Source organism: Streptomyces wuyuanensis, assembly GCF_900103455.1.
Classification (GTDB): domain Bacteria; phylum Actinomycetota; class Actinomycetes; order Streptomycetales; family Streptomycetaceae; genus Streptomyces; species Streptomyces wuyuanensis.
Genome location: NZ_FNHI01000015.1, coordinates 196,620 through 219,969 on the forward strand (window position 1 = coordinate 196,620; position 23,350 = coordinate 219,969).

A 23,350-nucleotide genomic window follows, 5' to 3' on the forward strand; every position below is an offset into this window, starting at 1 on the left:
GACGTGCCTCTGGGATCCCCGGCGCCCGGCGACGCGCCTCCCGGGGTCCCGGCGTCCCGCGGCCCACGGTCCGACGGCTTCCGGTTCGCCGCCTCGCGGTTCACCGGCGCGCTGTCGGGCCGCCCGGTCCTCGTGGCGACCGCACTGGCGGCTTTCCTCCACCTCGGGTGGTTCTTCTTCTTCGCCAACAGCGGCGGCGACATCGCCGCGCAGGACGCCTGGGCCGAGTTCGTGGGCCGGCACCCCGACTCGGCCTACAACCTCGCCTGGTACGGCGGGATGCACCCCGTCTCGTACAGCGTGGTGTCCCCGTATCTGATGTCCCTCCTGGGCGTGCGCACGACGATGATGGTCGTCGGGACCCTCTCCGCCGCCCTGACCGCGCTGATCCTGACGAGGGTACGGGCGGTGCGGAACCCGCTGGCCTGCTCACTCGCGGGGGTGTTCGCGTTCCTCTGCAACGCGCTCTCGGGGCGCGTCACCTTCGGGCTGGGGATGGTCTTCGCCCTCGGGGCGGTCGCGGCCGTGTTCTGCTGGCCGCACCGCTGGCGGAGGAAACGGTGGGCGAAGGCCGCGTTCGCCGCGCCGCTCGCCGGTCTCGCGACCGCGTCCAGTCCCGTCGCCGGACTGTTCCTCGGAGTGGTCGCGGCGGCGCTGTTCTTGAACAAACGCCGTCCGGGTGCCTGTGCACTCGGGATCGCCCCGGTCGTGGTCGTGGCGCTGTCGGCGTGGCTGTTCCCGTTCTCCGGCACCCAGCCGATGTCGCTCGGGTCGACGTCGCTGCCGTTCCTCTTCGGGGTGCTTGTCCTCGTGCTCGTCCCGAGGGACTGGCGCACCGTCCGTACCGCGGCCGGCGTGTACTCCGCCGGGACGCTGCTGACCTTCCTCGTGGACTCGCAGATCGGCTCGAACGTGTCGCGGCTCCCGATGCTGTTCGCCGGTGTGGTGCTGCTGGCGGCGCTGCCGTACGCCGTGCCGCGTTCGCGCAAGTGGTACGCGGTCGTCGTGGCGTTCGCCGGGCTCAACGGCTGGATCGGCTTCAAGAGCGTCGACGACATCGTGCGCACGGCGCCGGCCGCCTCCTGGACGCGGGAGCTCGCGCCGCTGGTGAACGAACTCCAGGAGGTCGGCGCGGAGAAGGGCCGCGTGGAGGTCGTCCCGGCGAGCAGCCACCGCGAGGCGTCGGCGCTGGCGCCGTACGTCAACCTCGCGCGCGGCTGGAACCGGCAGGCCGACATGGAACGCAACCCGCTCTTCTACGACGACACGCTCGACGCCGCCAGCTACCGTGAGTGGCTCGACCGCTGGGCCGTCCACTACGTGGTGCTGCCGACGGGCAAGCCCGACTCGGGCGCCCGTCAGGAGGCCGAGCTGGTCGAACGCGGCCAGCCTTATCTGAAGCCGGTGTGGTCGGACGCGAACTGGCGGCTCTTCGCCGTCCGCGAGCCGACGCCGCTCGCCGATCCGCCGGCGACGGTGGACCGGGCGGGCGCCGGTGAGCTGCGCATCCATGTGCGCGAGGCGGGCCGGGTGCTGATCCGGGTTCCGTACTCGCCGTGGCTGGGGCTCGTGGACGAGCAGGGGCGGAGCGTGGAGGAGCCGCAGGAGACGGCGGCCTCGAAGCTCCGGGAGGACGACGAGCCGAAGGACTTCGTCAACGTCGCCGGCTGTCTGATGAAGGCGGAGGAGGACACGGCGGGGGACGAATGGACCGAACTCCTCGCCCCGCGGGCGGGCGTCTACCGGCTGGCCGCCCCGTACCAGCTCCCTCGCGGCACCCCGTGTCCGGAAGAGCTGAGCGGCAGGAACTGAGCGGCAGGCTGAGCGGCGGGAATTGATCGGCAGGAACTGAGGCGGGTAGGGAGCAGCGGAACGGAACGGCGGCGGGCCCGTGGCGGTTTGGGCAGCGGTTCGGCGGCCGCCGGGCCTGGCCGAGTGAAGCCGGCCCGCCGTCCGCCGACTGTGCCCGTGCCGGCCCGCCGTCCGCCGACTGCGCCGGCCCGCCGCCCGCCCGGCTCCGTCGCGAGGGCGGTCGCGGCCGTCAGCCCACCGGGAACGCCACGTCGCAGACCTCGTCCGTCGCCGAGGCCGCGTCCCAGTCCGCGAAGTACACCTCGCGGCACGGGCCCGTGATCGTCAGCCCTTTCCGTGCCGTCCAGCGCTCGACGGCGTCGAAGGCCGATCCGATCTGCGGGTACGCCACCTGCGCCTTGGTGACCCTGGTGAACGCGAGGCGGCCGGCCGGCTCGATGCGGAGGCTCGCCCCGGTCCGGTGCTTCTCGAGCCAGAGCTGTGCGGCGCGCGCGTCGGTGACCGGCACGCACGCCTCCGCCGGGCCGTCGCTGTCCGGGCCGACCTCGGCGTGGTAGACGACGTACGGCGGGCCCGCGACGCCTCCGCACTCCTCGGCCGCCCGCTCCAGGCGGCCGAGTGCCGCCGGGATCCAGCGCGGCAGCTCGTCCCCCCGCAGGCGGCGACGCTCGGTGAGGACCGCCTGCTCGGCCAAGTCCACCGTCTTGATCTCGTACATCGTCTCTCTCCTGCCCGAAAGCCGGTCACGGAGATGGGCCACGACGGCGCCCTGCACGGCACGGCGTTCCTCGACCTCGCCCCAGTACACCGTCAGCGCCTGAGCGGCCTGCGGCCCCGGCAGCTCCACCACTTCGGCGATCCGCGCCAGCGGCATCTCGATCTGGCGCAAAAGCGCGACGAGCCGGGCGCGCTCGACCTGTTCGATGCGGTACCAGCGATAGCCGGTCGCCGAGTCGACGTACGCCGGGGTGAGCAGCCCGAGGCGGTCGTACAGGCGCAGGGCTTTCGGCGAGAGCCGTGCCCGTGCGGCGAAGGCCCCGATGGTGAGCAGGGAGTCGTCGTACACGGGGCCCATCCTCCGTCACCGGGCGGGAGGTCCGCCCGGTGAGGAGGACGATGCGGTCTGCCCCTGGGGCAAGGTCAACGTCCGCCGGCCCGGCCGTCGGTGGGCGACCCGCGCGTCCGCCGTCCGTCACCGGCGGATCTTGGATTGATACCGCGTTGATATGCGCCGACGCCTACCGGCCGGTATTCCGCCCGCTGCATAGTGACCCGCATGGTTTGCGAGAGATGCGGAGGGACGCACCGGGGCGCGCTGCCGGGGATGGTGCTCGACTCGTGCACCGTGGAGCCCGTGCCGGCACACCGGGTGCCGGGTGAACCGCCCCTCGAGCGAAAGCTGCTGGCGGGGGCGGGAGTTGCCCTTTCGCTGTGTCTGCTGGCACTCGGGGTCTCGCTCCTCGCAACCGCCGGCGGTGGTGGTGACGGCGAACGCGCCGACGACGCGCGGCCGGTCGTGGACGACATAGCGCTGGGCGGCATGCCGCAGAGGATCGGTCCGACGTTCTTCCCGGAGGACCTGCCCGAACCGAGCGCCACGTCCGTGACTCCGAAACCCGAGCCCACGGCCAAGAAGCCGAAGCCGTCCCCGTCCGCACCCGCGCCCCGGCCGGCGCCGTCCGGTCCGCAGGCCGGGGACGCGGCCTGGTTCAGCGAGTGGGCCGGACCCGGTTGCCCGAACGGCGTCCGAACACGCGGACGTTACTCGGACGGCCGAGACGGCTGGTACGAGGTCGGCTCGGGCGGCCACCGGGGCAACGGGTGCGACGGCCGGTTCCTCGCCGTGCCGATGTCCGGCGTCCGGGACCGGGACCGCGGCAGCACCGTCACCTGGAACTGGCACCCGGGCAGTGGCTACTCGCGGTGCTCGATCGCGGTGAGCGTGCCGTGGAGCGACCGCGAGGAGGACGTCGCCGGCGCACCGACCCGATACCACGTCCTCGCCGACGACCGGGACCCAGGATCCGTGCTCGCCGCCTTCGAGATCGGTCAGCGGGCGATGCGCGGCGGTGTCGTCGTCGTGAACGATGTTCCCGTGCGGGAAGGCGAGTTGACGGTTCAGCTCGTGGACCGCGGGCAGGACTGGGGGTACGACGGCCGGTACGGCGCCCATCACGCGGCCGCCCAGATCCGGGCCGACTGCAGGTCGTGACCCACTGCGCGGCTTGGGCCCGACCGCGGCCGGGCAGTGACCCGACCGCAGGTCACGACCCGACTGCGGATGGTGAGGGGACCGCGGATCATGGCGGTTCCCGCCCGTGACGCCCGAGGTTCCTGCATAGTGGGCTGGTATGGCGTGCGAACGGTGCGGCAGTGAACGGCACACGCCACTGCCCGGTATGAGTTGTCCCGACTGCGGTTACGTGGTCGGGGACCAGCGGCGTGCCGGGCCGTCCTGGGTCGCCCGCGAGACGATGGCCGGCCGTATCTCCCTGCTCTCCCGCTTCCGCAAGGCGCTGCTGGCGGCCGGGACCGTGGTCGTGCTGGGCTGCTTCGTCGCCGCCGCGGCACTCCTCACCGGCTCCGACGGCGACGGCGGCGGAGACGCGCAGGCCGCCGAGACCGACCTCCCGGGGCGCGCGATACCGACCCGGGTGGGGCCCACGGAGCTGCCCGGTGGCGGGCAGTTCGAGCAGTGGGCGGGCCCGGGATGCGTGACGGGCGCCTACCGCGAGGTGGGCCGGTTCGAGAACGGCGACGCCGCCTGGTACACGGTGCGCAACGGTGGTCGCAGCAACTCCGACTGCGACGGCAGCTTCACGGCCGTCCCCATGTCGGGCAGCGCGGCCAAGGACACCCGTGGCACGGCGATCTGGAGCTGGGAGCTGGACGACGACTACAAGAGCTGTGCGCTCGAGGTGTTCGTTCCCAAAACGAACCGCGCGTCCGAATCCGCCGGTGATCCCACGTTCTACCGCGTCCTCGCCGACCCGGACAACGTGCGGTCCGGCTACACGGGCTTCGGCGTCCGCCAGACCGTCCACCGGGGCGAGCTCGTGTCCGTCAAGAGCTACCCGGTCAAGGGTGACAAGGTCTTCGCGGTGCAACTCCTCGACCGCGGCCGGGACTGGGGCAGCGCCGCGCGCATCGGAGCGCACCACGCGGCGGCCCAGATGAAGCTGACCTGCGGCGCGGCGTAGAGCGGTACGCCCGCTGCCCGCAGACCCCGCCCCCGCCCCTTCTCCCCGCCGCTTCCCCCGGGCCCGGATGCCCGTCCCCCGTCCCTCCCGGCCCGGCGAGTAGACAGTGTCTACTCCCAGCCTGTAGACAGGGCCCATGAGTGAACAGGACACGGGCCTGCGCGCCCGGCTGGTCGACGTCGGCGTCGAACTCGTGGCGAAGGAAGGCATGCAGGCCCTGTCCCTGCGGGAGATCGCCCGCAGGGCCGGTGTCTCGCACGGTGCGCCCCGCCGCTACTTCCCGACGCATCTGTCCCTGCTGTCCGCCATCGCGCGCCGCGGGTTCGAGGACCTCGCCGGACGCGCGACCGAAGCCGTCGCCGCCCACGGGCCGAAGGAGGATCCGCGGGCACAGCTCGACGTGTTCGGGAGGGTGTACCTGGACTTCGCCCGGACCGATCGCGGCATGTACGAGCTGATGTTCCGTCACGATCTGCTGGAGAGCGGTGAACTGGGGCTGCGTGAGACCAGCCTCCCGCTGTACCGGGCCCTCGTGGACCTCGTCGGCCGGGCGCGGGCCGAATCCGGCGCGATCAGCCGCAACGGGACCGGCGCCGAGCCGGTGGTCGTCGCCGGGGCGCTGTGGGCGAACCTGCACGGCATCGCGCAGTTGTGGGGCTGGGGCAGCCTCCAGCTCGCCACGGGCGGCGACGACGTCGGGCCCCTGCTGCGCGCCACCCTGGACGCCCACCTCGGTCCGCGTACCCGATGACCGTCGCGCGGACGGGCACCTCCACGGGGCCGGGGGACCGGCGTCGCCTCCAGCGGCTGACCCTCACCAGCAGCATCACCGGTGCCGTGGTCGTCGCCGTGGACGGCTCCGTGCTCACCGTCGTCCAGCCGGTGATGCAGCGTGAGCTCCACGCGTCGTTCACCCAGGTCCAGTGGACCAGTACCGGCTATCTGATCGCCGTGGCGAGCCTGCTCGTGTTCGCGGGCCGGCTCGGGGACCGCTTCGGCCACCGCCGCGTCTTCACCGCGGGGGCGCTGGGCTTCGCCGTCACATCGGCGGGGATCGGCCTCGCCGGGAGCGCCGGGCTCGTGATCGGACTGCGGGTGCTCCAGGGCGTCTTCGGCGCCCTGCTGCAGCCGGCCACGCTCGGCATGCTCCGCGCCGCGTATCCCCCCGGCAGGCTGGCCATGCCCATCGCGCTGCGCACCAGCGCCATCGGGCTGGCGGTCGCCGCGGGGCCGCTCGTCGGCGGCGCGCTCGCCGTCCGGCTGGGGTGGCGTTCCGTCTTCTTCCTGAGCGTCGCTCCCGCACTCGCCGTCGGCGTGCTCGTCCTCCTGGTGAGGACACCGGAGCCGGAGCGCGCCGACGACTCCCGAGCCGGTCTCGGTCTGCCGGGCGCCTGTCTGTTCGCGGTCTGTCTCGGAAGCCTGGTGCACGCCCTCGTGGGACTGCCCGGGACCGGCTGGACGGCGTCGACCACCCTCACGGTCCTCGCCGCCACGGTCGCGGGGGCGGCTTTCGCGGCCTGCGAGCGGCGGACCGCGAGTCCGCTCGTACCGTCCGCCGTGCTGCGGTCGGTGCCCCTCGTGGCGTCACTGGCCGTGCTGGTGTCGGCGTCCGCCGCGCTGTTCGGAACCCTCTTCCTCGGCACGTACCTGCTCCAACACGTCCTCGGGCTCGACCCGTTCGCGAGTGCGCTGCGCATGCTGCCGTTGGCGGTGGTGATGGTGCTCGGTGCCCCCGCGGCCGCTCCGCTCCAGCGCCGGTACGGCCACCGGCGCACGGCGGTGGCGGGAATGGCGCTGTTCGTGCTGGGCATCCTCCTCACGTCCCGCCTCGACGGGCAGTCGACCCCCTGGGCGTCCGGGCCGGCCTTCCTGGTCGTCGGCGCCGGCTTCTGCCTCGTGATGGTCACGGCGACCGCCGTCGTCGTGCGCGAGGCGCCCCTCGGCGCGGAAGGCGTGTCCGGCGGGCTCCAGCAGACCGCGATGAACATCGGTCCGGTGCTGGGGGTGGCGCTGGTGACGATGCTGATGGGCGCCGCGGCGCCGGGGGCCGGTCCTGGACCCGTCGGCGGGCCGGCCTTCACGGCCGCGATGGGGACCGCGCTCGTCGTCCTCGCCGCGGTGGCCTCCCTGGGCGCGCTCGTGGCCACGCGCCTGCCGGGCCGTACGGACGGACGGGGGCGGCGTCCGATGTGAGCCCGGGCGACGCGCGCCGTCGGGCGGGACTCGGGCACTGGACCCTCCCGGCTCCTCCCCTGCCTGTCCGCCATTCGATGCGTTCGGTGCCGCCTCCGACGCGATGAGCGACCGGTGGGGTTACTGTGGCGGCCGCTGTTGTTGTGATCAACGGGCCGTCCCGCCCGCCTCCGGCTCGCGGGGCGGCCCGCCACGATCGGACAGGTACGCCCATGCGTCTCGCATCCCCCCGCCCCCGCCTGCTCAAGGCCGTCGCAGCGGCGTGCGTGCTGTCGGCGCCCCTCGCCCCGGCCGCGACAGCGGGAACGCCCGCCGACGAAGGCGATCGTCACCGGGCCGGTGTGGTCATCTCCGTGACGACCACCAGGGTCGGCGCCCCCGGCAACCCTCCGGTGGCCGTCGTCCCCTTCACCGACGCCGTCTACACGGACTGCGACGCGGCCCCCGAGACGTCGCGCGGCTGTCTCACGGTCGGCGCCGTCGGCTACCCGTACGAGATCGGCAGGCTCGAGATCACCGTCGCGCAGTGGGTGGCGTTCCTGAACACCGCCGACCCCGAAGGACGCGATCCCTTCGACCTCTACGACGAGAGCGAGAGCGGCGCGTCCTGGCCCAAGTACGGCCAGGTCGAGTTCTCCGAGGACGCGCGCAGGGGCCGCCACTACGCGCCGGCCCGGCCGGAGTGGGCGGACAAGCCGTACGGCTTCGCCGACTTCCTCGACGCGGCCCGCCTGGTCAACTCCCTCGTCAACGGCCGCATCCTGTCCAAGAGCACGCGTACTGAGGGCGGCTTCACGTACGTCAACTACCAGGTGCGGCTCTCGCCGCGCACCGAGCGGGGGATGTACGACCTCGACCGCCCGGACACCACCCGCACCGAGGACTCCGGCTTCGTCGTGCCCAGCCAGAACGAGTGGGTCAAGGCGGCGTACTACGACCCCAACGGCGGCGGTACGAACGCGTACTGGAAGTACCCCACCAACCCGGGCGTCTTCGGCGACGGCGACGCGACCGCGCCCAGCCCCACCGTCCTCAACCCCACGACCGGCGACGTCACCAACGCGTCGACCCAGCCGCTCGCTTCGTACCGGCCCTCCGGCGGCGCGGCGCCCACCTGGTGCCCGGCCCAGGTGCCGCCGGACGACTGCACCACCGTGAACCCGCTCGGCCTGGACCCCACGACCTACGCCGAGGTGTACCAGGGCAGCCTCAGCACGGTCGGCCAGGCGCGCACCACCTCCCCGTGGGGGACCCTCGACCAGGGCGGCAACGCGGTCGAGTGGACCGACACCATCACCCCGCCCCCGACCGGCCAGGACTTCGGCCGGGTCTGGCGCCGTCTCCACGGCGGGGTGTCGAACTCGGCGCCCTACCAGATGTGGCCCTCCGCCGTGGGACTCCAGCCCCAGGACAACTACTTCTACCGGCACACCTACCCGTGGCTCGGCATCCGGATCGGAGTGATCGGGGACCTGGAGCCGGAGGGCCGCTGAGCCCCCGTGCCGACGTCCGGACGGGCCGACAGGTCGACGCGCCGATGCGCCGACGAACGGAACACGGGTTTCCCGCGGCGCGGGCTCGCCCACCGCCCGCCGGGTGAAAAGCGCTGGCGGCCGGCCCGGGGCTGAGGCAGCATCCCGCGCATGGGATTCCCCGCGGAGACGCTCCACCACGAGAAGGCCGTGCTGCGCCGATGGCGAGTGGGCGACGTCGAGGCACTGGACCGGGCGTTCGTCGAGGCCCGCCCCCACCTCCTGCCATGGATGCCCTGGGCCGAGTACGAGGGACGCCAGGAGACGGTGGACTTCCTGCACCGCGCCGAAAAGCAGTGGGACGCGGGCGAGGCGTACGAGTACGCGATCACGACCGACGGGTCGCTCGTCGGCGGCTGCGGCCTGATGCCCCGGATCGGCCCGGGCGGCCTGGACATCGGCTACTGGCTGCACCCCGCGTGGACGGGCCGCGGCCTGGCCGCGATGGCCGTCACGGCACTGGTCCGTCAGGGCTTCGCGCTGCCGGGGATCGTCCGCATCGAGATCCGCCACGACGAGGCCAACCACGCGAGCGAGGCGATTCCGCGCCGACTGGGCTTCACGGAGATCGCACGCGAGCCGCTCCCCGACGGGCCGACCACTCCGGGCGAGGTGGGGGTCGAGGTGGTCTGGCGTCTGCACCGCCCGGCACCGTAGGACCGCCGGCCGGGATCGTCCCGGGTGACGGGTGACGGGTGACGGGTGACGGGTGACGGGTGACGGGTGACAGGTGACAGGTGACGGACGCGGCGGTGAGAGGTGCCGTACGTGACCGGAACGTCAGCGCCCGGACCGCCGTGCCGACGCTCGGACGAGGAGCGCGACCAAGCGCACCAGATCCTCGGCGCCGGCCGGATCGTCCGCGTGGCGCGTGGTCCGCAGAGGGCCCACCTCGTCCAGTGCGACGCCTTCGCGGGCCAGCACGAACACGAGGGCCAGCAGGGCGGAGCGGGCGTTGCCGTCGTCGAAGGGGTGGAAGAAGGCCACGTCCAGGTACACCCGTGCGGCGCGGGCGACGAGCGGTACCGCGCGGTCGGCGCAGTCGTGGAGGCAGCGGGCGAAGTCGGCCTCGGTGCTGTGCGTCAGGCCGTACCGCTCGCGACCGCCCTTCGCGTAGGCGTCTCCCGTGCGGAACGGCACCGCCTCGCTCGTCCCGAGCACGGACTGCTGCCAGCGGGACAGTACGCCGAAGGTGAGAGGACTGCCGCACGCGGCGTCGGCGCGGACGGCCGCGTACGCGGACAGCAGCCGCTGCGCGCGGGCGGGGTCGCGCCGGCTGACCGGTCCGCCGCACCAGGCCGTGAAGCCGTCGACGGCGGGGGTGACCGGTCCCGCGACCACGCCGGAGTCGAGCCGCTCCCAGTCGACCTGCCGTCTGACGCCGCACCAGACGGCCAGTGCGTCAGCGCCGTCTTCAGCGACGGTCGCGCCGGCCGCCCTCATGGCGCTCCTCGAGGTCGTCGTGCTCCCTGTGGTCGCGGTACGGCAGCCGCCCCGTCAGCCGGACCGCCAGAGTCTCGCCGACGGAGTCGATGACCGCGGGGCGCGGCGTGACCCAGCTGGCGAAACGTCCGCCGATCACGTCGTCGACGGTCGCCCGGGCCTCTGCGCGGCCCATGCCGTTGGACGTGAGGAACCACTCCAGCACCAGGAAGCACATTCCGTACCAGCCGCTCTCGGCGCCGGTACGGTCCAGTACCCGCGTCACCAGTCGCACCGCGGCCCTCTCCAGGTGCCGGCTGCGCCGCTCGGGGGTCGCGTCGGGCGGCGGTGCCAACTCGGCGAAGCGCTCGGCGAGCTCCTCCAGCCAGTCCCGCCACTCCAGCAGCGCGGCCACGACGCGGGCCGTGGTCTCGTCCGGGGTGGTGACGGAGTGCGGCCCGCAGCACCAGACGCCGACGACGCCTCCGTCGCGGTCGCCCTCCCCGGGGCTCCAGTTCCAGTACTGCGCCCACGACCCGTACCGCTCGGAGAACAGGGCCGTCACCTGGCCCACGCACCGGAGCTCGCCCGCCCACCGGCCTTCGTAGCCTGACCGCACCGGAGGCACGCATGCCTTGATCAGCGCGCTGACGCGGGTCTCCTCGTCGTCGTCCCAGACGAACGGGTGGTGCGCCGGGTCGAGTTCGGCCCAGGTGAGGGCGTGGGGCGATGTGTCGAGGGACGTGGCGTACTCCCAACGTGGACGGCATCCGGACAACTGGGCCATTCTGCCGTGCTGTTGGCCCTGCCGCGTCTCGATTTCGGCCCGGAAAACCCCGTCGGAGTGTGTGAAGCACCTGTGAGAGAGTTCTGGGGACCCAGGGCATCGCCGGGGAGGGCATGCCGATGAGCAGGACAGCAGGGGGATTCCAGATGACCTTCGTGAAGCGCGGCCGGACGCTGAGCCGAGCCGTCGCGACCGCCGTGATCGCCGCCGCGATGGCCGCCACGGCCGGCACCGCCACCGCCGCCGAGGACCCGGCCGGGGCGGACAGGGCGCGAGCCGAAGCGGAAGCGCAGCAGCGGGCCAAGGCTCCGCGGCTCGCCGGCCCGCGAGCCGCGGAGCCCGGGCAGGTGGCGACGCCCACCTTCGCCATGACGGCCGTCGACAAGAAGACCGGGAATCTGTACCTGTACTTCCCGGACCGGCAGGGCGGCTTCGAGCCCCGTTACGACGTCGGGGTCGGCTTCGACTTCTCCGCCGCCGTCGTCAGGGTCGACAACGACAAGGACGGTTACGGCGACGGCACCTGGAACGTCCACAAGGACGGCCTGCTGAGTTACACCTGGTCCGAGGGCTTCGAGGTGCACACCAAGGACATCGGCAAGGGCTGGACGATCTACAACAAGGTCCTGTCTCCCGGGCACCTCGGAGGTTCGCAGGACGCCGACCTGATGGCCGTGGACAAGTCCGGCGTGATGTGGGTCTACGTGGGCCACGCCGACGGCCGGGTCGATCAGCGCGTGCGCATCGGCGGCGGCTGGAGCCAGTACACCGAGATCACCGGCCAGGGAGACCTGTCCGGCGACGGCAAGGCGGACGTCGTCGCCCGTGACACGGCGGGCGACCTCTGGCTCTACAAGGGCACCGGCGACTACAGGGCGCCGTTCGAGGCCCGCGCCAAGGTCGGCGCCGGCTGGAACACGCACAACCGCGTGCTGTCCGTCGGCGACCTCGACGCCGACGGCAGGACCGACATCGTCGCCCGCACGAAGACCGGCGACCTGTACCGCTACTCCGGCACGGGCGACGCGATCCGCCCGCTCGGCAAGCCGGTCAAGATCGGCTGGGGCTACAACATCTACAACCTGATCTGACATCCGGCGGCCCGGCGGCCCGAAGCCACCCGGGGTACGGCGCCCGCCCGCCGTACCCCGCGGGCCTCCCGCGCCCGCCTCGCAGGGCGACGCCCCGGCGGGCGACAACGTCTACGAGATCGACGAGACCGTCCCTGCCTCGAACGGATCGCGGCGGCCGTGGGCACCGGTGCGTTCTCGGGAGCCTTCGCACAGGCCCCACGGGCTGCGCACTCGATGCCCACGGCCGGTGACGTCCCGGCCCGGTCCGGTCGGAGGGCCGCGACCCGCGAAGCCCCTACGCGGCCCCGACCATCTTGGCGAACACCACGACGTTGTTGGGGTAGTAGTGGCGGTCCGCGTCGAACTCGCCGCCGCAGGTGACCAGCCGCAGACCCGCGTGATCGAGGTTCTTGTAGACCTCCAGGGTGGGGAACTCCTTCTTCGGGTACTCCGCGATGCGGTCCACCGCGAACTCGGCCGTCTTCCCGTCCTCGCGCGTCACCTTGATCGTGTCGCCCGCCTTCAGCGTCTTCAGCTTCTCGAAGACCGCGGCCTTGCCGTTCCAGGTCACATGTCCGGCGATCACCGCCGGCCCCTGGGAGCCCGGGGTGGGGCCCGGTTCGTACCAGCCCGCGAGATCGGGGTTCTTCGGAGTCGTCATCGTCCCGTCCTTGTTCTGGCCGAGCGTCTCCAGCTCGCTCTGCACTCCGAGGGACGGAATGGAGACGACCCGCGGCGCGGACCGGGGAAGCGCGGCGCCGCCCTGGCCGGCGTCGTCGCCCGCCGCCGGCTCCTGACCACCGGCCGAACCCTGGGCCGCTCCCTGGCCGCCCGAGCCCGCCGGCGGTGCCGCCGTGTCCTGGGCGCCGCAGGACGTGAGCAGCAGGGCCGCCGCGAGGGCGATCACGGACACGGCGGCGCGCAGGGCGCCGGGCCCAGCTCCGGTGCCGGTGCCGGGTGCGCGGTTCATGCGGCACCCTCCGTCCTCGCCGCCGCTGCGGACCCGGACGCCGCCCGGCGGCGGACGACGACCAGCGCACCGGCCGCGGTCACCGTGGCCACGACGGCGCCGCCGGCCACCGAACCCGGCGAGAGCCCGGCAGCGCCCGGCCCGCTGCCGGTCTCGATCCCGCCGACAGGTATGGACCCGACCGCCGCGCCCTTGACCACTCCGCAGTTGGTCGGGGCGGTCGCCTCCTGGGGGAGCTTCGGGTCGAGTTCGCTCTTGCCCGCGCCCTCGACGTCGTACTTGTCGTTGTCGTTGCGGTCGATGCCGTGCTGCACGATGTGCAGGTCCTTGATGTTGTCGACCACGTCCTGCGAGACCGTGATGGTCCGCTTGTACGTGATCTTGCCCTCCTTGTCAGCCACCGGCATCCGGTCGACGGCCAGGCCGCTGCCCGCGTCCGTGTCCCCCTCCGTGGTCAGGGAGATGTTGATGTCGCCGTAGTCCTTCGTGGCTTCGGTGTTGTTGAGGATCCCGTCGCCGTCGGCGTCGTCGCTGGCGTCCGGGCAGTGGAAGTCGTGCCCGTCGGTCGATCCGTGCAGGTGCTGAGCCGAGGGCTGCCCTGGGACCATGCCTTCCGACTTGATCCACACGGTCAGTTCCCTGCCGCGAAGGCTCAGCATGGCCGTCCCGCGAGATCCGGAGTCGTTCAGCTGCTCCAGGTCGATCTGGAACGCCGGGTTCTCCGCGGCGAACGCCGTCGACGCGGCACACGTGGTCAGGAGGGCAGCGGGAAGTGCGGCGAGCACCGCGAGCCGGCCGGTTCGCTTGGACATCACGTTCGTTCCTGTTCCGCAGCCCCCGGACGGGAAAGCCGCATGTCGTACGGATTCCTGGTCATGCCCGAGCGATCCGCGGACCGCCGTCCCGAGCATCTGCCTCCCCCTGCCTGCAGCGCAGCGGTGAGGAAGGGACGCGCCGTCGGCGGGTACGCCGTCGACAACCGCTCCCACGACGGCCGGTACCCGACATCGGAGTCGTCCGGCCGGGCGGAACCAGGCATGGGTCGCCCTTCCTCGTTGCAGCTGAAACGCAGTTACCTATGAAACGGAGGAGGAACCGGGGGTGTTCAAAGCCGGCGGCACGATCTCCGCGCTCCCCGCACACCACAACGGAAGCCAGGGCCGTAGCGGCCGGTGTCATCGCCAGTGGCACGCCTACCGGCTGAGCATCTCCACCACGTCCAGGAACAGCGACACACCGAGGACGGCGACGACGCCGATCCCGATCACCAGGAGGACGACGACCAGGGCGATCGCCGTCGTGATCCGCGTGCGTCGCACGGCCGACCTGTAGTCGGTGTCGTCATCCCAGTTCTGATCAAGCACGGTGACCCCCTCGGCAGGCACCGTACAGCGACGCCCCACTGCGACCGGGGGGCCGTTGATGCCGGCCCTGGATGTCGGTGTCTCAAGTGCGCGATCTGCTACGAGGGTTCCAGCTCTGAAGGGAATGGTTGCATCCCCGGCCTGTCTGGGGGGCGGCCCGGAGAGTCGTCCGGGACCCAACCGACGGTCGGGCTTCGACGATGGCCGGCGGATGACCTGCCAGAGCCGACCGCGCACCCTCCTCTCTCTCGTGGGCATCACCTGCTCCGTGGGCTCTGGCCGGATCGGAGGCGACGCTCGTACCGGCCGCTGCGAGGCTGTCGGCAGCACCACGCCATCTGGCGTGCCCCACCCCTGGGGCGCAGACCTTTGCGCCTGGCGCCGTCGTTCAGTCGGCGATGTCGACCCCGTATCCGCGTACCAGGACATCGAGGCCGTGATCGTAGCCCTGGCCGACGGCGCGTAGGCGCCAGACCGGACCCCTGCGGTAGATCTCGGCGAGCAGCATGGTGCGCTCGGTCGTGGCGGCATCCAGGGTGGCCCTGGCAAGCGGGGCCCCGCTGCTGCCGGCAGCCACGCCGATCTGGATCGCTCCGACCGTCCCGAACGTGGTGGCGCCGTCGATGGCGGCGGCGATGACGACCTTCCGCGTCGCGGGCGGCAGGGAAGCCAGGTCGAGGGCGATGGTTTGCTCGGCCGGGCCGCCGGTCAGCAGCCGTACAGTGCCGGCCGGGCTCTCCGGAGCTCCGTAGAAGACGAAGTCCCCGTCGTAGGCGACCTGTTCGTCCTCGTCGAGGAGGAAGGCGACGACGTCGATCTCGTAGCCCGACTGCGGGGCCCAGCCGGCGGTGACGTACCACTCGGGTGCTGGACTGCCGTGCGGCATGGGCAGGTCGATGACCCCGCCCCGCGGCATTACGTACGGCTGCTGAAGCCGGAGAGCCGTCTCGACCGGAGAGGCGGCGGTCGGAGCTGTGAGCCATTGAACGTCGTGCACGGGGAGTCCGAGGGCGGTGATGCGGCTCATCCGCCGGTCTCCCTCCCCTCCCGGCAGGAGCACGACGTCGGTGACACTGGCGGACAGGTTGATCGCCGCGGACCCGCCCAGTCCGACGATCTGGGTACGAGTCGCCGCCGCATCGGCGTGGGTACCACCGAGCACCAGCACGCGGCGTCCCGCCAGGGGCTTGTCCAAGATGCCGACGGAGGAACTCGGTTGGCGCGGAGCCGGTACTGGCACGACGGGGGCGGCCGTAGGGGGGGCCGATGCTTGCGGAACGGGTGCGGCAGAGGTTGCGGTCGGCACCGGCTCCACGGGGCCGACGACTGGTTCTGCTTCCGGCTCAGCCACCGGGACGACAGCGACGGCCGTCGCCTCGTGCACTGTGCCCGGCCGTACGTCGGCCAACAGCCGTAGGAAGGTGTGCTCGTCGACGACGGGCACACCTTCGGCGAGCGCACGCCGGGCCTTCGCTGAAGCGGACCCCGGTTCATTCGTGACCAGCAGGCTGGTGTGCCGGCTTACGGAGGTCATCATGTTCAGCCCGGTGGCAACTGCCCGGCCGACCAGCTCCGCTCGGGCGTGGGCGGTCTCACCGGTGATCGCGACCTTCATTCCCTGCTGGAGAGGTCCGCCGGGAACCAGCCGTCCGGGATTGCGGTACGCGCAGGGAGTCTTCGGCGGATTCGGCGTGAACTGGGACTCCGCCCGGGGCGGGCAGGTGACCAGCGGTAGGGGCAGATCCAGCCGCGCTGCCTCGCGCAGTGATGCCCGCAGGATCCCGGCCAGCACACGGGTGTCGTCCAGTGCATCGTGAGCACGCTGCTGGGGGACGCCGTAATGAGCGGCGAGGGTACCGAGCTTCATGTCGTCGGTCGGCGGATCCACCTGGCGATTCAGGGCCAGCGTGCAAAGCCGCTGCGACACAGGCAGCCACATACGCGCACGGGCGAACTCGTGGGCCAGGAAGTCGTAGTCGAACTGGGCGTGGTGGGCGACCAGAACACGGTCCTGGAGCATTGCTCCGATCCGCCCTGCGACCTGGTCGAATGTCGGCGCCCCGTGCAGTCGCTCGACGGTCAGCCCGTGCACCTCCACCGGCCCCGGATCGCACCCCGGATTGAGCAGCGTCGAGAACTCCCCGGTCTGCTCGCCGTCCGGGCCGATCGTGATCACTGCCACGGACAGTACGCGGTCTCGCCGCGCCATGAGCCCCGACGTCTCCACATCGACTAGGGCCCAGTCGTAGGCGTAGTCGCCCAAGGAGGGCACGTTCAATGAGGTGGAGGCGAGACTCATGGTGGCAAGGATGATGGGATTTGCAGCTTTCCTTCAACCTGTATGACGATTTCTCCTTATCCGGACGGTAGTGGCGGTGGTCGTTGGAGAAGGCGTCGATCGTCCTGGGAGTTGCAGGCGTCCGTCAGCAGACTCGGCGCCGTAGGGGCTCGTTGCAGGGCGAGGACCCCAAGGGCCGCCGCAGCCGCGTGGTTCCGTGCGCCAAGTGGAGGAGTAGCGGCACGTCTACCGGGGTCACGGGACCAACGCCGACAGCAACCTGCCGGTCGCCATTGCCACCGAACTGTGCACCATCAGCCACCTCGCCGCCCGCTGGCCACGCCGCCGAGCCGGACGGCCACGGACTCGGACGCTCGCGCGGTGGCCTGAGCACCAAGCTGCACCTGGCCGACGTGACCGAACACCTGGCGCGCTACGCGGGGGCCGGCAGCGACGGTCACGTCTTCCTCGGGCCCCAGGGTGGCCGACTCCGGCGCAGCAACTTCCGCGACGACTGGATCAAGGCGCGCACAAGGGCACGGCTCTCCGGTGATGTGCACTTCCACGATCTTCGGCACACGGGCAACACCCTGGCGGCGGCGGGTGCCAGTACCCGTGAGTTGATGACGCGCATGGGTCACAGCACCGCGCGGGCTGCGCTGATCTATCAGCACATGACCGCCGACCGGGACCGTGCCATTGCGGATCGGCTGGGAGCCATGATCCGTGAGAGACCGGGTGGCGCGGGGGCGTAGTGGCACGTCCGTGGCACGGCCGCGATCATGCGAAAGGGCCAGTTCGAGGAGATCGCTCCTCTGAACTGGCCCTTCGTGTTGTGCCCCCGGCAGGATTCGAACCTGCGACACCCGCTTTAGGAGCATGATCATGAGGTTACTCGTCTTGCCTGATCTGGCTTGATGATTCGCCGTTTTCGCAGGTCAGCGACCTGATGAGCGAAGGCGGGGGAGTGATCTTTCGCGATCCTTCTCGGGCCTTCTTTGTCTTGCTGTTCCCATCAGGTTCCCAGCCGAGGGTATGGAGACGGTCTTTCGAGAGTCGGCAGGAGTGTCTACGCAGCTCTGTCGCCCAGCCCGGTTCCGTTGAGCACCGCTGATGCTTTGGGAGGGGCGACAGGCTTGCTCCCTTGGCCCGGGAGTTGAGCCAGTGGCCGTTTCTGCAGGTCAGCCGCCTGATGGCAGGCTAGCTCGTCTTTGCTCTGATCGGAACCGGAACTGCTCCGCCTGGAGCGGCTGCAGGTTCCTCCGGTTGCCGTACGGCGGCGACTTCTGCGGCCAGGCGCTGCTGACATGATGTCTCCAGGATCGCGCGTCGGGACCCTGTACGGGTCGAGGGGCCCGACCATGCCGGTTGCCGCGGCTGGCTGGAGAGTGCTGCCCCTGGCCTGCTGGGGGCAGGCGGCAATCGTCGCCTTGTGGTGGACTGCGGGTCGGCCCGTTCGGGGCCCTCTGGTTGTGAGGGGGCGGGCGTCTGTGATGCGGGCGATCCGTGGGGCCAGGCCGGTCAACCCGGGCCGGTGTCGCCGCGCGGTGCGGGCTGCACGGAAAGGGTGGCCGGCTGTGCACAGGCACTCGGGCCGGTGGTGGCCAGGCGGTACATTCGCCCGGCGTCGACGCGGTCGCCCGGCACGTTGAACGCGGCCCGCCGCCTGCCGCCGAGACTGCTGGGGCGCACTGGTCCGGGCAGGGCCTCAACGGATAGGGTGTAAAGAACGCGTCAGGAGATGCGGAGTGTGCTGGCGGGAAGTCTGGTCGGCGTCGAAGGGGCCCGTGTGCCCACACGTCGATGCCCCGGAGGTGTCTCCGGATGTGTGCCGCACCGCGTGAGCGTTCCGTCTTTCTCGGCCTGCTGCCGTGGCCAGAGCGGGTGCAGGTGGCCCGGGCGCTGCGTACGGAGACCGTCGGCGGTCTGGTGCTGCTGGCAGCAGCCGTCGTGGCACTGGTGTGGGCGAACACCCCGTGGAGCGGAGCGTACGAGCAGATCCGCGACTTCCACTTCGGGATCCCCGCGCTCGGTCTGGACCTGTCGGTGGAGCACTGGACCGCGGACGGGCTGCTGGCCGTCTTCTTCCTCGTCGCAGGCATCGAGCTGAAACGCGAACTGGTGGTCGGCGAACTGCGCACCCCGGCCGCAGCAGCCCTACCCGTGGTAGCCGCCGCGTGCGGCATGGCCGTACCGGCCGCCCTCTACCTGGCCACCACCGGCTTGGGCGGAGGCAGCGGGGCGGGGTGGGCGGTGCCGATGGCCACCGACATCGCCTTCGCGCTTGCCGTCCTCGCGGTGCTCTCCACCCACCTGCCCTCCGCCCTGCGGGCGTTCCTGCTGACCCTGGCCGTCGTCGACGATCTGGGCGCGATCCTGGTCATCGCGATCTTCTTCACTGCCGACCTGAACCTGCTCGCGCTTGCTGGGGCGCTGGTCGGGCTGGTCGTCTTCTATCTGTTGCAGCGGTACCGCGTGCGGGGCTGGTGGTGGTACGTGTCGCTCGGCGTCGTGATCTGGGCGTTGATGTACAACGGCGGCGTGCATGCCACGGTGGCGGGCGTGGCGATGGGTCTGATCCTGCGCGTCAGCCGCGACGGGGACGAGGAGGCGTCGCCGGGGGAGCGGGCCGAGCATCTGCTGCGGCCGGTCTCGGCCGGTGTGGCGGTGCCGTTGTTCGCCCTGTTCGCCGCTGGGGTGAGCGTGTCGCCTCCGGTGCTGGGCGAGGTGTTCACTCGTCCGGAGCCCCTGGGCGTGGTGCTCGGTCTGGTTGTGGGCAAGACGGTGGGGATCTTCGCGGGCACTTATCTGGCGGCGCGGTTTACCCGGGCACGGCTGAACCCGGATCTGGGATGGGCGGATGTGCTTGCCCTCGCAGTACTGGCCGGCATCGGTTTCACCGTCGCTCTGCTGATCGGTGAGCTTGCCTTCCCCGATCCGGCGGACGCCGAGCACATCAAGGCCGCCGTCCTGCTCGGCTCGCTCCTCGCCGCCGCGGTGGCCGCGCTGCTGGTCAAGCGGCGCAACACGATCTACCGCCGCCTGTGGGAGGAGGAGATGCGGGACGAGGACGCCGACGGCATCCCCGACATCTACCACCGGACCACCACCGGGCACAGCCGTGCCGGGGCGGGGACTGAAGGAGGCCCGTGATGCGTGCATGTGATCTTGCCGAGCCCCACCCCTTCGTGACCACGGACGACGAGCCGATGGATGCGGCCCGGATGCTGGCCGAGCACGCTGCCCGCCTTGTTGGTCCTCGATGCCGATGACCAGCCGTATGCCATCGTGCCGGGCTCTCAGCTGATCCGGCAGCTTCTGTCCGCCACGTCACCGACTCGGCACTTGCCGACGTCGTAGCCGAGCAGCACGACGGCGAGCTCGCCCGGGTGGCTTACCGGGCTCGCTGTGGCCGAGTGGGCTGCGCGGCGCCTGTATCCGCCTCCGGTCGTCGGGCCGGATGCGCGGTCGATGGAGGCAGTGTTTTTCACGGCTTGGACCCACAGTCCTCTGGTCGCCGTGATCGAACGCGACGGCGCAGCGGTGACGCTGGTCGGCACGGTTACCTCCGCCCGCCTCATGCGGCACTTCCTCCCGTCGGCCGCAGGTAGGCCGGACCCGGCGGCAGACGGACGTCTCCGTGCAGGCGGCGGTGCACCGGACGGCTATGGGGACGACAAGCAGGCGGCCAGGCTGGCGGAAGGCGCCGAGCAACACCGGCAATGCGGGTCGGACCTCCTTGTCGCCGTCCAGGCGTCCTGATCGCGGACCGGGCGGTTCCGGCAGCTTGCTCGCCTCGTCCGACGCGATGCGCTGCCATGAACCGGGCCGGACATGTCCGCATCTGTCCGAATATCGGGGGTAGGTTGGTAGACAGGTCCCCTGAGGGAGGCTGAGTCGATGGCGTGGTTCGTGTGGCTGCTCGCCGCCGCGGCGCTTGGTGTCGCGGAGTTTTTCACCCTGACGCTGGTCTTCGGGTTGCTGGCGGGCGCTGCATTGGTTGCCGCCGTAGTCGCTGGTGTGGGCATCGGCCTTCTCGGCCAGCTCGTGGCGCTCGCAGTGGCAGCGGCAGCAGGCCTCGTCCTCGTCCGTCCGATCGCGCTGCGGCATATGGCGCAGTCACCCCTCACACACGAGGGCAGCGACGCGCTGATCGGCAAGCGGGCCGAGGTCATGCAGGAGGTCACCGCGACCCACGGCCTGATCAAAATCTCCGGCGAGGAATGGTCCGCCCGTGCCCTCGACGAAAGCCAGGTGATCCCGGTGGGAGCACTGGTGGATGTCATGGAGATCGAAGGCGCTACAGCCGTCGTCTACCCCCGCGAACTGCTTCCGTGAACGGCTGAACACGTCCCGACGGAGGAATTGTGGATCCGGTTGTCATTCCGATTCTTGTGGCGGCGATTGTCGTTGTCTTCCTCGTGGCTGCCACGGTGCGGATCGTCCCGCAGGCGCGCCGCTACAACATCGAGCGGTTCGGCCGGTATCGCCGGACGCTGCAACCCGGCCTGAACTTCGTCGTGCCGGTGGCGGACCGTGTCAACACCAAACTCGACGTGCGCGAGCAGGTGTATTCGTCTGAGCCCAAGCCGGTGATCACCGAGGACAACCTCGTGGTGAACATCGACACCGTGCTCTACTACCAGATCACCGACCCGCGGGCGGCGGCCTACGAGGTGGCTGACTACCTGCATGCGATCGATCAGCTCACCGTGACCACGCTGAGGAACGTCATCGGATCCATGGACCTGGAGCAGACGCTCACCTCACGTGAGGAGATCAACACCCGGCTCCGCACCGTCCTCGACGACGCCACCGGCAAGTGGGGCATCCGGGTCAACCGCGTCGAGATCAAGGCCATCGATCCACCGCACACCATCAAAGAGGCGATGGAGAAGCAGATGCGGGCCGAGCGGGACAAGCGCGCGGCCATCCTGCACGCCGAAGGGGAGCGGCAAGCCAAGATCCTCACCGCGGAGGGCACGAAGCAGAAGGACATCCTGGAAGCACAGGGCACGCAACAGGCCATGATCTTGCGGGCGGACGGCGAGGCGAAGGCGGTGGAGCGCGTCTTCCAGGCTGTCCATACCAACAATGCCGACCCGAAGATCCTGGCCTACAAGTACCTCGAGACGCTCCCGCATCTGGCGAAGAGCGACAACAACACGTTCTGGGTGATCCCGGGGGAGCTGACGGAGGCCGTTCGCGCCGTCACCCACGCATTCGGCGACCGGTCGACGATGGGTCTTCCCGCATCTGCACAACCGGTGGAGGCAACCACCACCGATGCCGAAGGCGCGTCGGACGAAGGCGGGGCTGCGGAGCTGGAGGCAGGCTCGCCGTTTTCGCTTGACGCCGCTGCGGCTGCTGATGAGGTCGCGAAGCAGGCCGCCGCTGTAGTGAGCGACGCGAAGGCCGAGGCCGAGGCCGCGAGGACGCCCCAGGTGCCGGGTCGGGGGCAGATGTCCGGCGATTGAGCCGACCCTCGACGACTGTCGCCGGCGAGGCGGCGGAGTACGCCCCCGGGTCCTACGGGGCGGCGACGGCGATGGCGTAGGTGCCGGCGCCCAGGAGGCGTTCGCCGGGGATGTCCTGGCCGGCCATGATCAGGCGTTTGATGTGGCCGGTGGTTTCGTCGAAGTCGATGTCGTCGAGGCTGCCCAGGTTCTGTCCGGTTTCGGTCAGGAGGCGTTTGCCGATGGGGTCGTGGTGCTTGTCGGTGGGGGCGGTGGTGTCCTGGTCGCCCTGGATTGTGTCGGGTGTGCGGACAGTGACAGCGTCGGGGCCGAAGGAGTGCACGTCGTTCCAGGTCACCTGAGTGCCGGGGCCGCGGGTCTTGACCCGGACCGCGGCGATGCGGGCGGGTGCAGGGGCGATGGCGATCCCGGTGACGGTGGCCAGGGATTCGGCGGTGGTCAGGGCGATGACGTTGCGGCCCTTGGCCTGGGTGAACAGCATCACGTCTCCTGTTCGAGGCGGGTGCGCAGGCCGTGGGCGGCTTCGGGGAACCCGGCCAGGTCACCCGCGGTGAACTCGCCGGTCGCGTCCGGCACGAGGACCATCTCGCCGGAGATGGCCACGGGCTTGATCACCGGCAGCAGGATGTGCCGGCGGCCCTGGGCGGCGGATTCGACTTCGTATCCGGCCACGGCCGGTTTCCGCCCGGCCTCGATGATGACGTCGACGATCTTGCCGAGGTCGGTGCCGCCCTCGGTCATCACCCGGGAGCCGATGACGTTGCCGCCGCCGGACGCTTTGGCTTCCTTGGCCGCCTCGTCGTCGGCCAGGGCGTTTTCGTCGCGGATCATTATCGCGTCCGGCCCCAGGGCGTGCACCTTGTTCCACAGCAGGTCCCGCTTGAGCGGGCCCGAGAGCAGACCCTGAGCTGCCCCGAGTTTCGTAGAGTCCGGTGATCTTGTTTCAGGCGGACTGCGGGGTTTGCTCCTGGCTCTGCCAGAAGGCTTTCTCGTACTCGGCGGGCGGTACGTAGTCGAGTGCGGAGTGGAGGCGTTCTTCGTTGTACCAGGTGATCCACTGGAAGATCGCCCGTTCGACCTGGTCGACGTCCTTCCAGGGGCCCTGCATCTCGATCAGCTCGGCCTTGAAAGTGCCGTTCAGCGCCTCGGCCATCGCGTTGTCATAGCTGTCCGCGACCGAGCCGACCGAGGCCGATGCTCCGATGTCGGACAGCCGGTCGGTATACCGAATTGACACGTATT

Annotated in this window: 21 protein-coding genes and 1 pseudogene; 12 read left to right on the forward strand and 10 right to left on the reverse strand. The window is 71.0% G+C overall.

Features of this window, described 5'->3' with window-relative positions; translation table 11 throughout:
* Positions 1-111 precede the first annotated feature (111 nt).
* Positions 112-1,812: an MFS transporter gene (locus tag BLT82_RS22640; protein ID WP_244292089.1), complete on the forward strand. Its 1,701-nt coding sequence runs from the start codon at positions 112-114 to the stop codon at positions 1,810-1,812.
* A gap of 229 nt (positions 1,813-2,041) precedes the next feature.
* Here the strand turns inward: BLT82_RS22640 and BLT82_RS22645 are convergent, their stop codons facing one another.
* Entirely contained in the window at positions 2,042-2,887 is an 846-nt protein-coding gene (locus BLT82_RS22645) for a MerR family transcriptional regulator (RefSeq protein ID WP_093657703.1), read from the reverse strand.
* Positions 2,888-3,088: 201 nt separating this feature from the next.
* Between BLT82_RS22645 and BLT82_RS22650 the strand changes: the two genes are divergently transcribed.
* The 6 genes from BLT82_RS22650 to BLT82_RS22675 all read left to right on the forward strand — a co-directional run bounded on the left by BLT82_RS22650 (position 3,089) and on the right by BLT82_RS22675 (position 9,394).
* Positions 3,089-4,024 (forward strand): adhesin, encoded by a 936-nt coding sequence (locus BLT82_RS22650; RefSeq protein ID WP_143041517.1) that lies wholly within the window; start codon positions 3,089-3,091, stop codon positions 4,022-4,024.
* A 187-nt stretch (positions 4,025-4,211) separates the two neighbouring features.
* A complete protein-coding gene (locus BLT82_RS22655) occupies positions 4,212-5,012 on the forward strand; it encodes an adhesin (RefSeq protein ID WP_244292082.1) in 801 nt (266 codons plus the stop codon).
* Positions 5,013-5,148: 136 nt separating this feature from the next.
* Positions 5,149-5,763 carry a TetR/AcrR family transcriptional regulator gene (locus tag BLT82_RS22660; RefSeq protein ID WP_093657709.1) on the forward strand — a complete coding sequence of 205 codons (615 nt, stop codon included), beginning with the start codon at positions 5,149-5,151 and terminating at the stop codon, positions 5,761-5,763.
* Positions 5,760-7,205, forward strand: a complete 1,446-nt coding sequence (locus tag BLT82_RS22665) for an MFS transporter (RefSeq protein WP_093657711.1) — start codon at positions 5,760-5,762, stop codon at positions 7,203-7,205. Before BLT82_RS22660 ends, BLT82_RS22665 begins: the two co-directional genes overlap by 4 nt.
* Before the next feature lie 212 nt (positions 7,206-7,417).
* Entirely contained in the window at positions 7,418-8,698 is a 1,281-nt protein-coding gene (locus BLT82_RS22670) for a hypothetical protein (RefSeq protein WP_093657713.1), read from the forward strand.
* Between the two features lie 150 nt (positions 8,699-8,848).
* Positions 8,849-9,394 (forward strand): GNAT family N-acetyltransferase, encoded by a 546-nt coding sequence (locus tag BLT82_RS22675; RefSeq protein ID WP_093657716.1) that lies wholly within the window; start codon positions 8,849-8,851, stop codon positions 9,392-9,394.
* A gap of 123 nt (positions 9,395-9,517) precedes the next feature.
* Here the strand turns inward: BLT82_RS22675 and BLT82_RS22680 are convergent, their stop codons facing one another.
* Together BLT82_RS22680 and BLT82_RS22685 are read right to left on the reverse strand one after the other, a co-directional pair.
* Positions 9,518-10,180 (reverse strand): Fic family protein, encoded by a 663-nt coding sequence (locus tag BLT82_RS22680; RefSeq protein WP_093657718.1) that lies wholly within the window; start codon positions 10,178-10,180, stop codon positions 9,518-9,520.
* The gene (locus tag BLT82_RS22685) at positions 10,152-10,946 is read right to left on the reverse strand and encodes a hypothetical protein (protein WP_244292083.1); all 795 of its coding nucleotides are present in this window, start codon (positions 10,944-10,946) and stop codon (positions 10,152-10,154) included. Before BLT82_RS22685 ends, BLT82_RS22680 begins: the two co-directional genes overlap by 29 nt.
* Positions 10,947-11,065: 119 nt before the next feature.
* Between BLT82_RS22685 and BLT82_RS22690 the strand changes: the two genes are divergently transcribed.
* Positions 11,066-12,037, forward strand: coding sequence for an FG-GAP repeat domain-containing protein (locus BLT82_RS22690; RefSeq protein ID WP_244292084.1), 972 nt, complete (start codon positions 11,066-11,068; stop codon positions 12,035-12,037).
* A 277-nt stretch (positions 12,038-12,314) separates the two neighbouring features.
* Here the strand turns inward: BLT82_RS22690 and BLT82_RS22695 are convergent, their stop codons facing one another.
* From BLT82_RS22695 to BLT82_RS22705, 4 genes are all read right to left on the reverse strand, one after another.
* Positions 12,315-12,989, reverse strand: a complete 675-nt coding sequence (locus tag BLT82_RS22695) for a class F sortase (protein ID WP_093657723.1) — start codon at positions 12,987-12,989, stop codon at positions 12,315-12,317.
* Positions 12,986-13,804: a hypothetical protein gene (locus BLT82_RS22700; RefSeq protein WP_093657725.1), complete on the reverse strand. Its 819-nt coding sequence runs from the start codon at positions 13,802-13,804 to the stop codon at positions 12,986-12,988. Before BLT82_RS22700 ends, BLT82_RS22695 begins: the two co-directional genes overlap by 4 nt.
* Before the next feature lie 378 nt (positions 13,805-14,182).
* Complete coding sequence (locus tag BLT82_RS37215; protein WP_167746061.1) at positions 14,183-14,353, reverse strand: hypothetical protein; 171 nt, start codon at positions 14,351-14,353, stop codon at positions 14,183-14,185.
* A 388-nt stretch (positions 14,354-14,741) separates the two neighbouring features.
* Positions 14,742-16,652 carry a TerD family protein gene (locus BLT82_RS22705; RefSeq protein ID WP_093657727.1) on the reverse strand — a complete coding sequence of 637 codons (1,911 nt, stop codon included), beginning with the start codon at positions 16,650-16,652 and terminating at the stop codon, positions 14,742-14,744.
* A gap of 392 nt (positions 16,653-17,044) precedes the next feature.
* Here BLT82_RS22705 and BLT82_RS22710 point away from each other — a divergent pair.
* The 4 genes and pseudogenes from BLT82_RS22710 to BLT82_RS22730 form a co-directional block, all read left to right on the forward strand.
* Positions 17,045-17,386 (forward strand): annotated as a pseudogene (locus BLT82_RS22710) (tyrosine-type recombinase/integrase); the annotation flags it as partial.
* Between the two features lie 1,069 nt (positions 17,387-18,455).
* Complete coding sequence (gene nhaA, locus BLT82_RS22715) at positions 18,456-19,784, forward strand: Na+/H+ antiporter NhaA (protein ID WP_093657730.1); 1,329 nt, start codon at positions 18,456-18,458, stop codon at positions 19,782-19,784.
* Between the two features lie 747 nt (positions 19,785-20,531).
* The gene (locus tag BLT82_RS22725; protein WP_093657734.1) at positions 20,532-20,969 is read left to right on the forward strand and encodes an NfeD family protein; all 438 of its coding nucleotides are present in this window, start codon (positions 20,532-20,534) and stop codon (positions 20,967-20,969) included.
* 29 nt (positions 20,970-20,998) lie between these two features.
* Positions 20,999-22,108 carry an SPFH domain-containing protein gene (locus BLT82_RS22730; RefSeq protein ID WP_093657736.1) on the forward strand — a complete coding sequence of 370 codons (1,110 nt, stop codon included), beginning with the start codon at positions 20,999-21,001 and terminating at the stop codon, positions 22,106-22,108.
* A 52-nt stretch (positions 22,109-22,160) separates the two neighbouring features.
* Here BLT82_RS22730 and BLT82_RS22735 read toward each other — a convergent pair whose 3' ends face one another.
* From BLT82_RS22735 to BLT82_RS22745, 3 genes are all read right to left on the reverse strand, one after another.
* Positions 22,161-22,589, reverse strand: coding sequence for a PRC-barrel domain containing protein (locus BLT82_RS22735; RefSeq protein ID WP_093657739.1), 429 nt, complete (start codon positions 22,587-22,589; stop codon positions 22,161-22,163).
* Positions 22,589-22,939: a PRC-barrel domain-containing protein gene (locus BLT82_RS22740; protein ID WP_093657741.1), complete on the reverse strand. Its 351-nt coding sequence runs from the start codon at positions 22,937-22,939 to the stop codon at positions 22,589-22,591. The genes BLT82_RS22735 and BLT82_RS22740 overlap by 1 nt, the downstream gene beginning before the upstream one ends.
* A 112-nt stretch (positions 22,940-23,051) precedes the next feature.
* Positions 23,052-23,350 (reverse strand): integrase core domain-containing protein (locus tag BLT82_RS22745; RefSeq protein ID WP_143041518.1); only part of this gene is annotated, 299 nt, incomplete at its 5' end.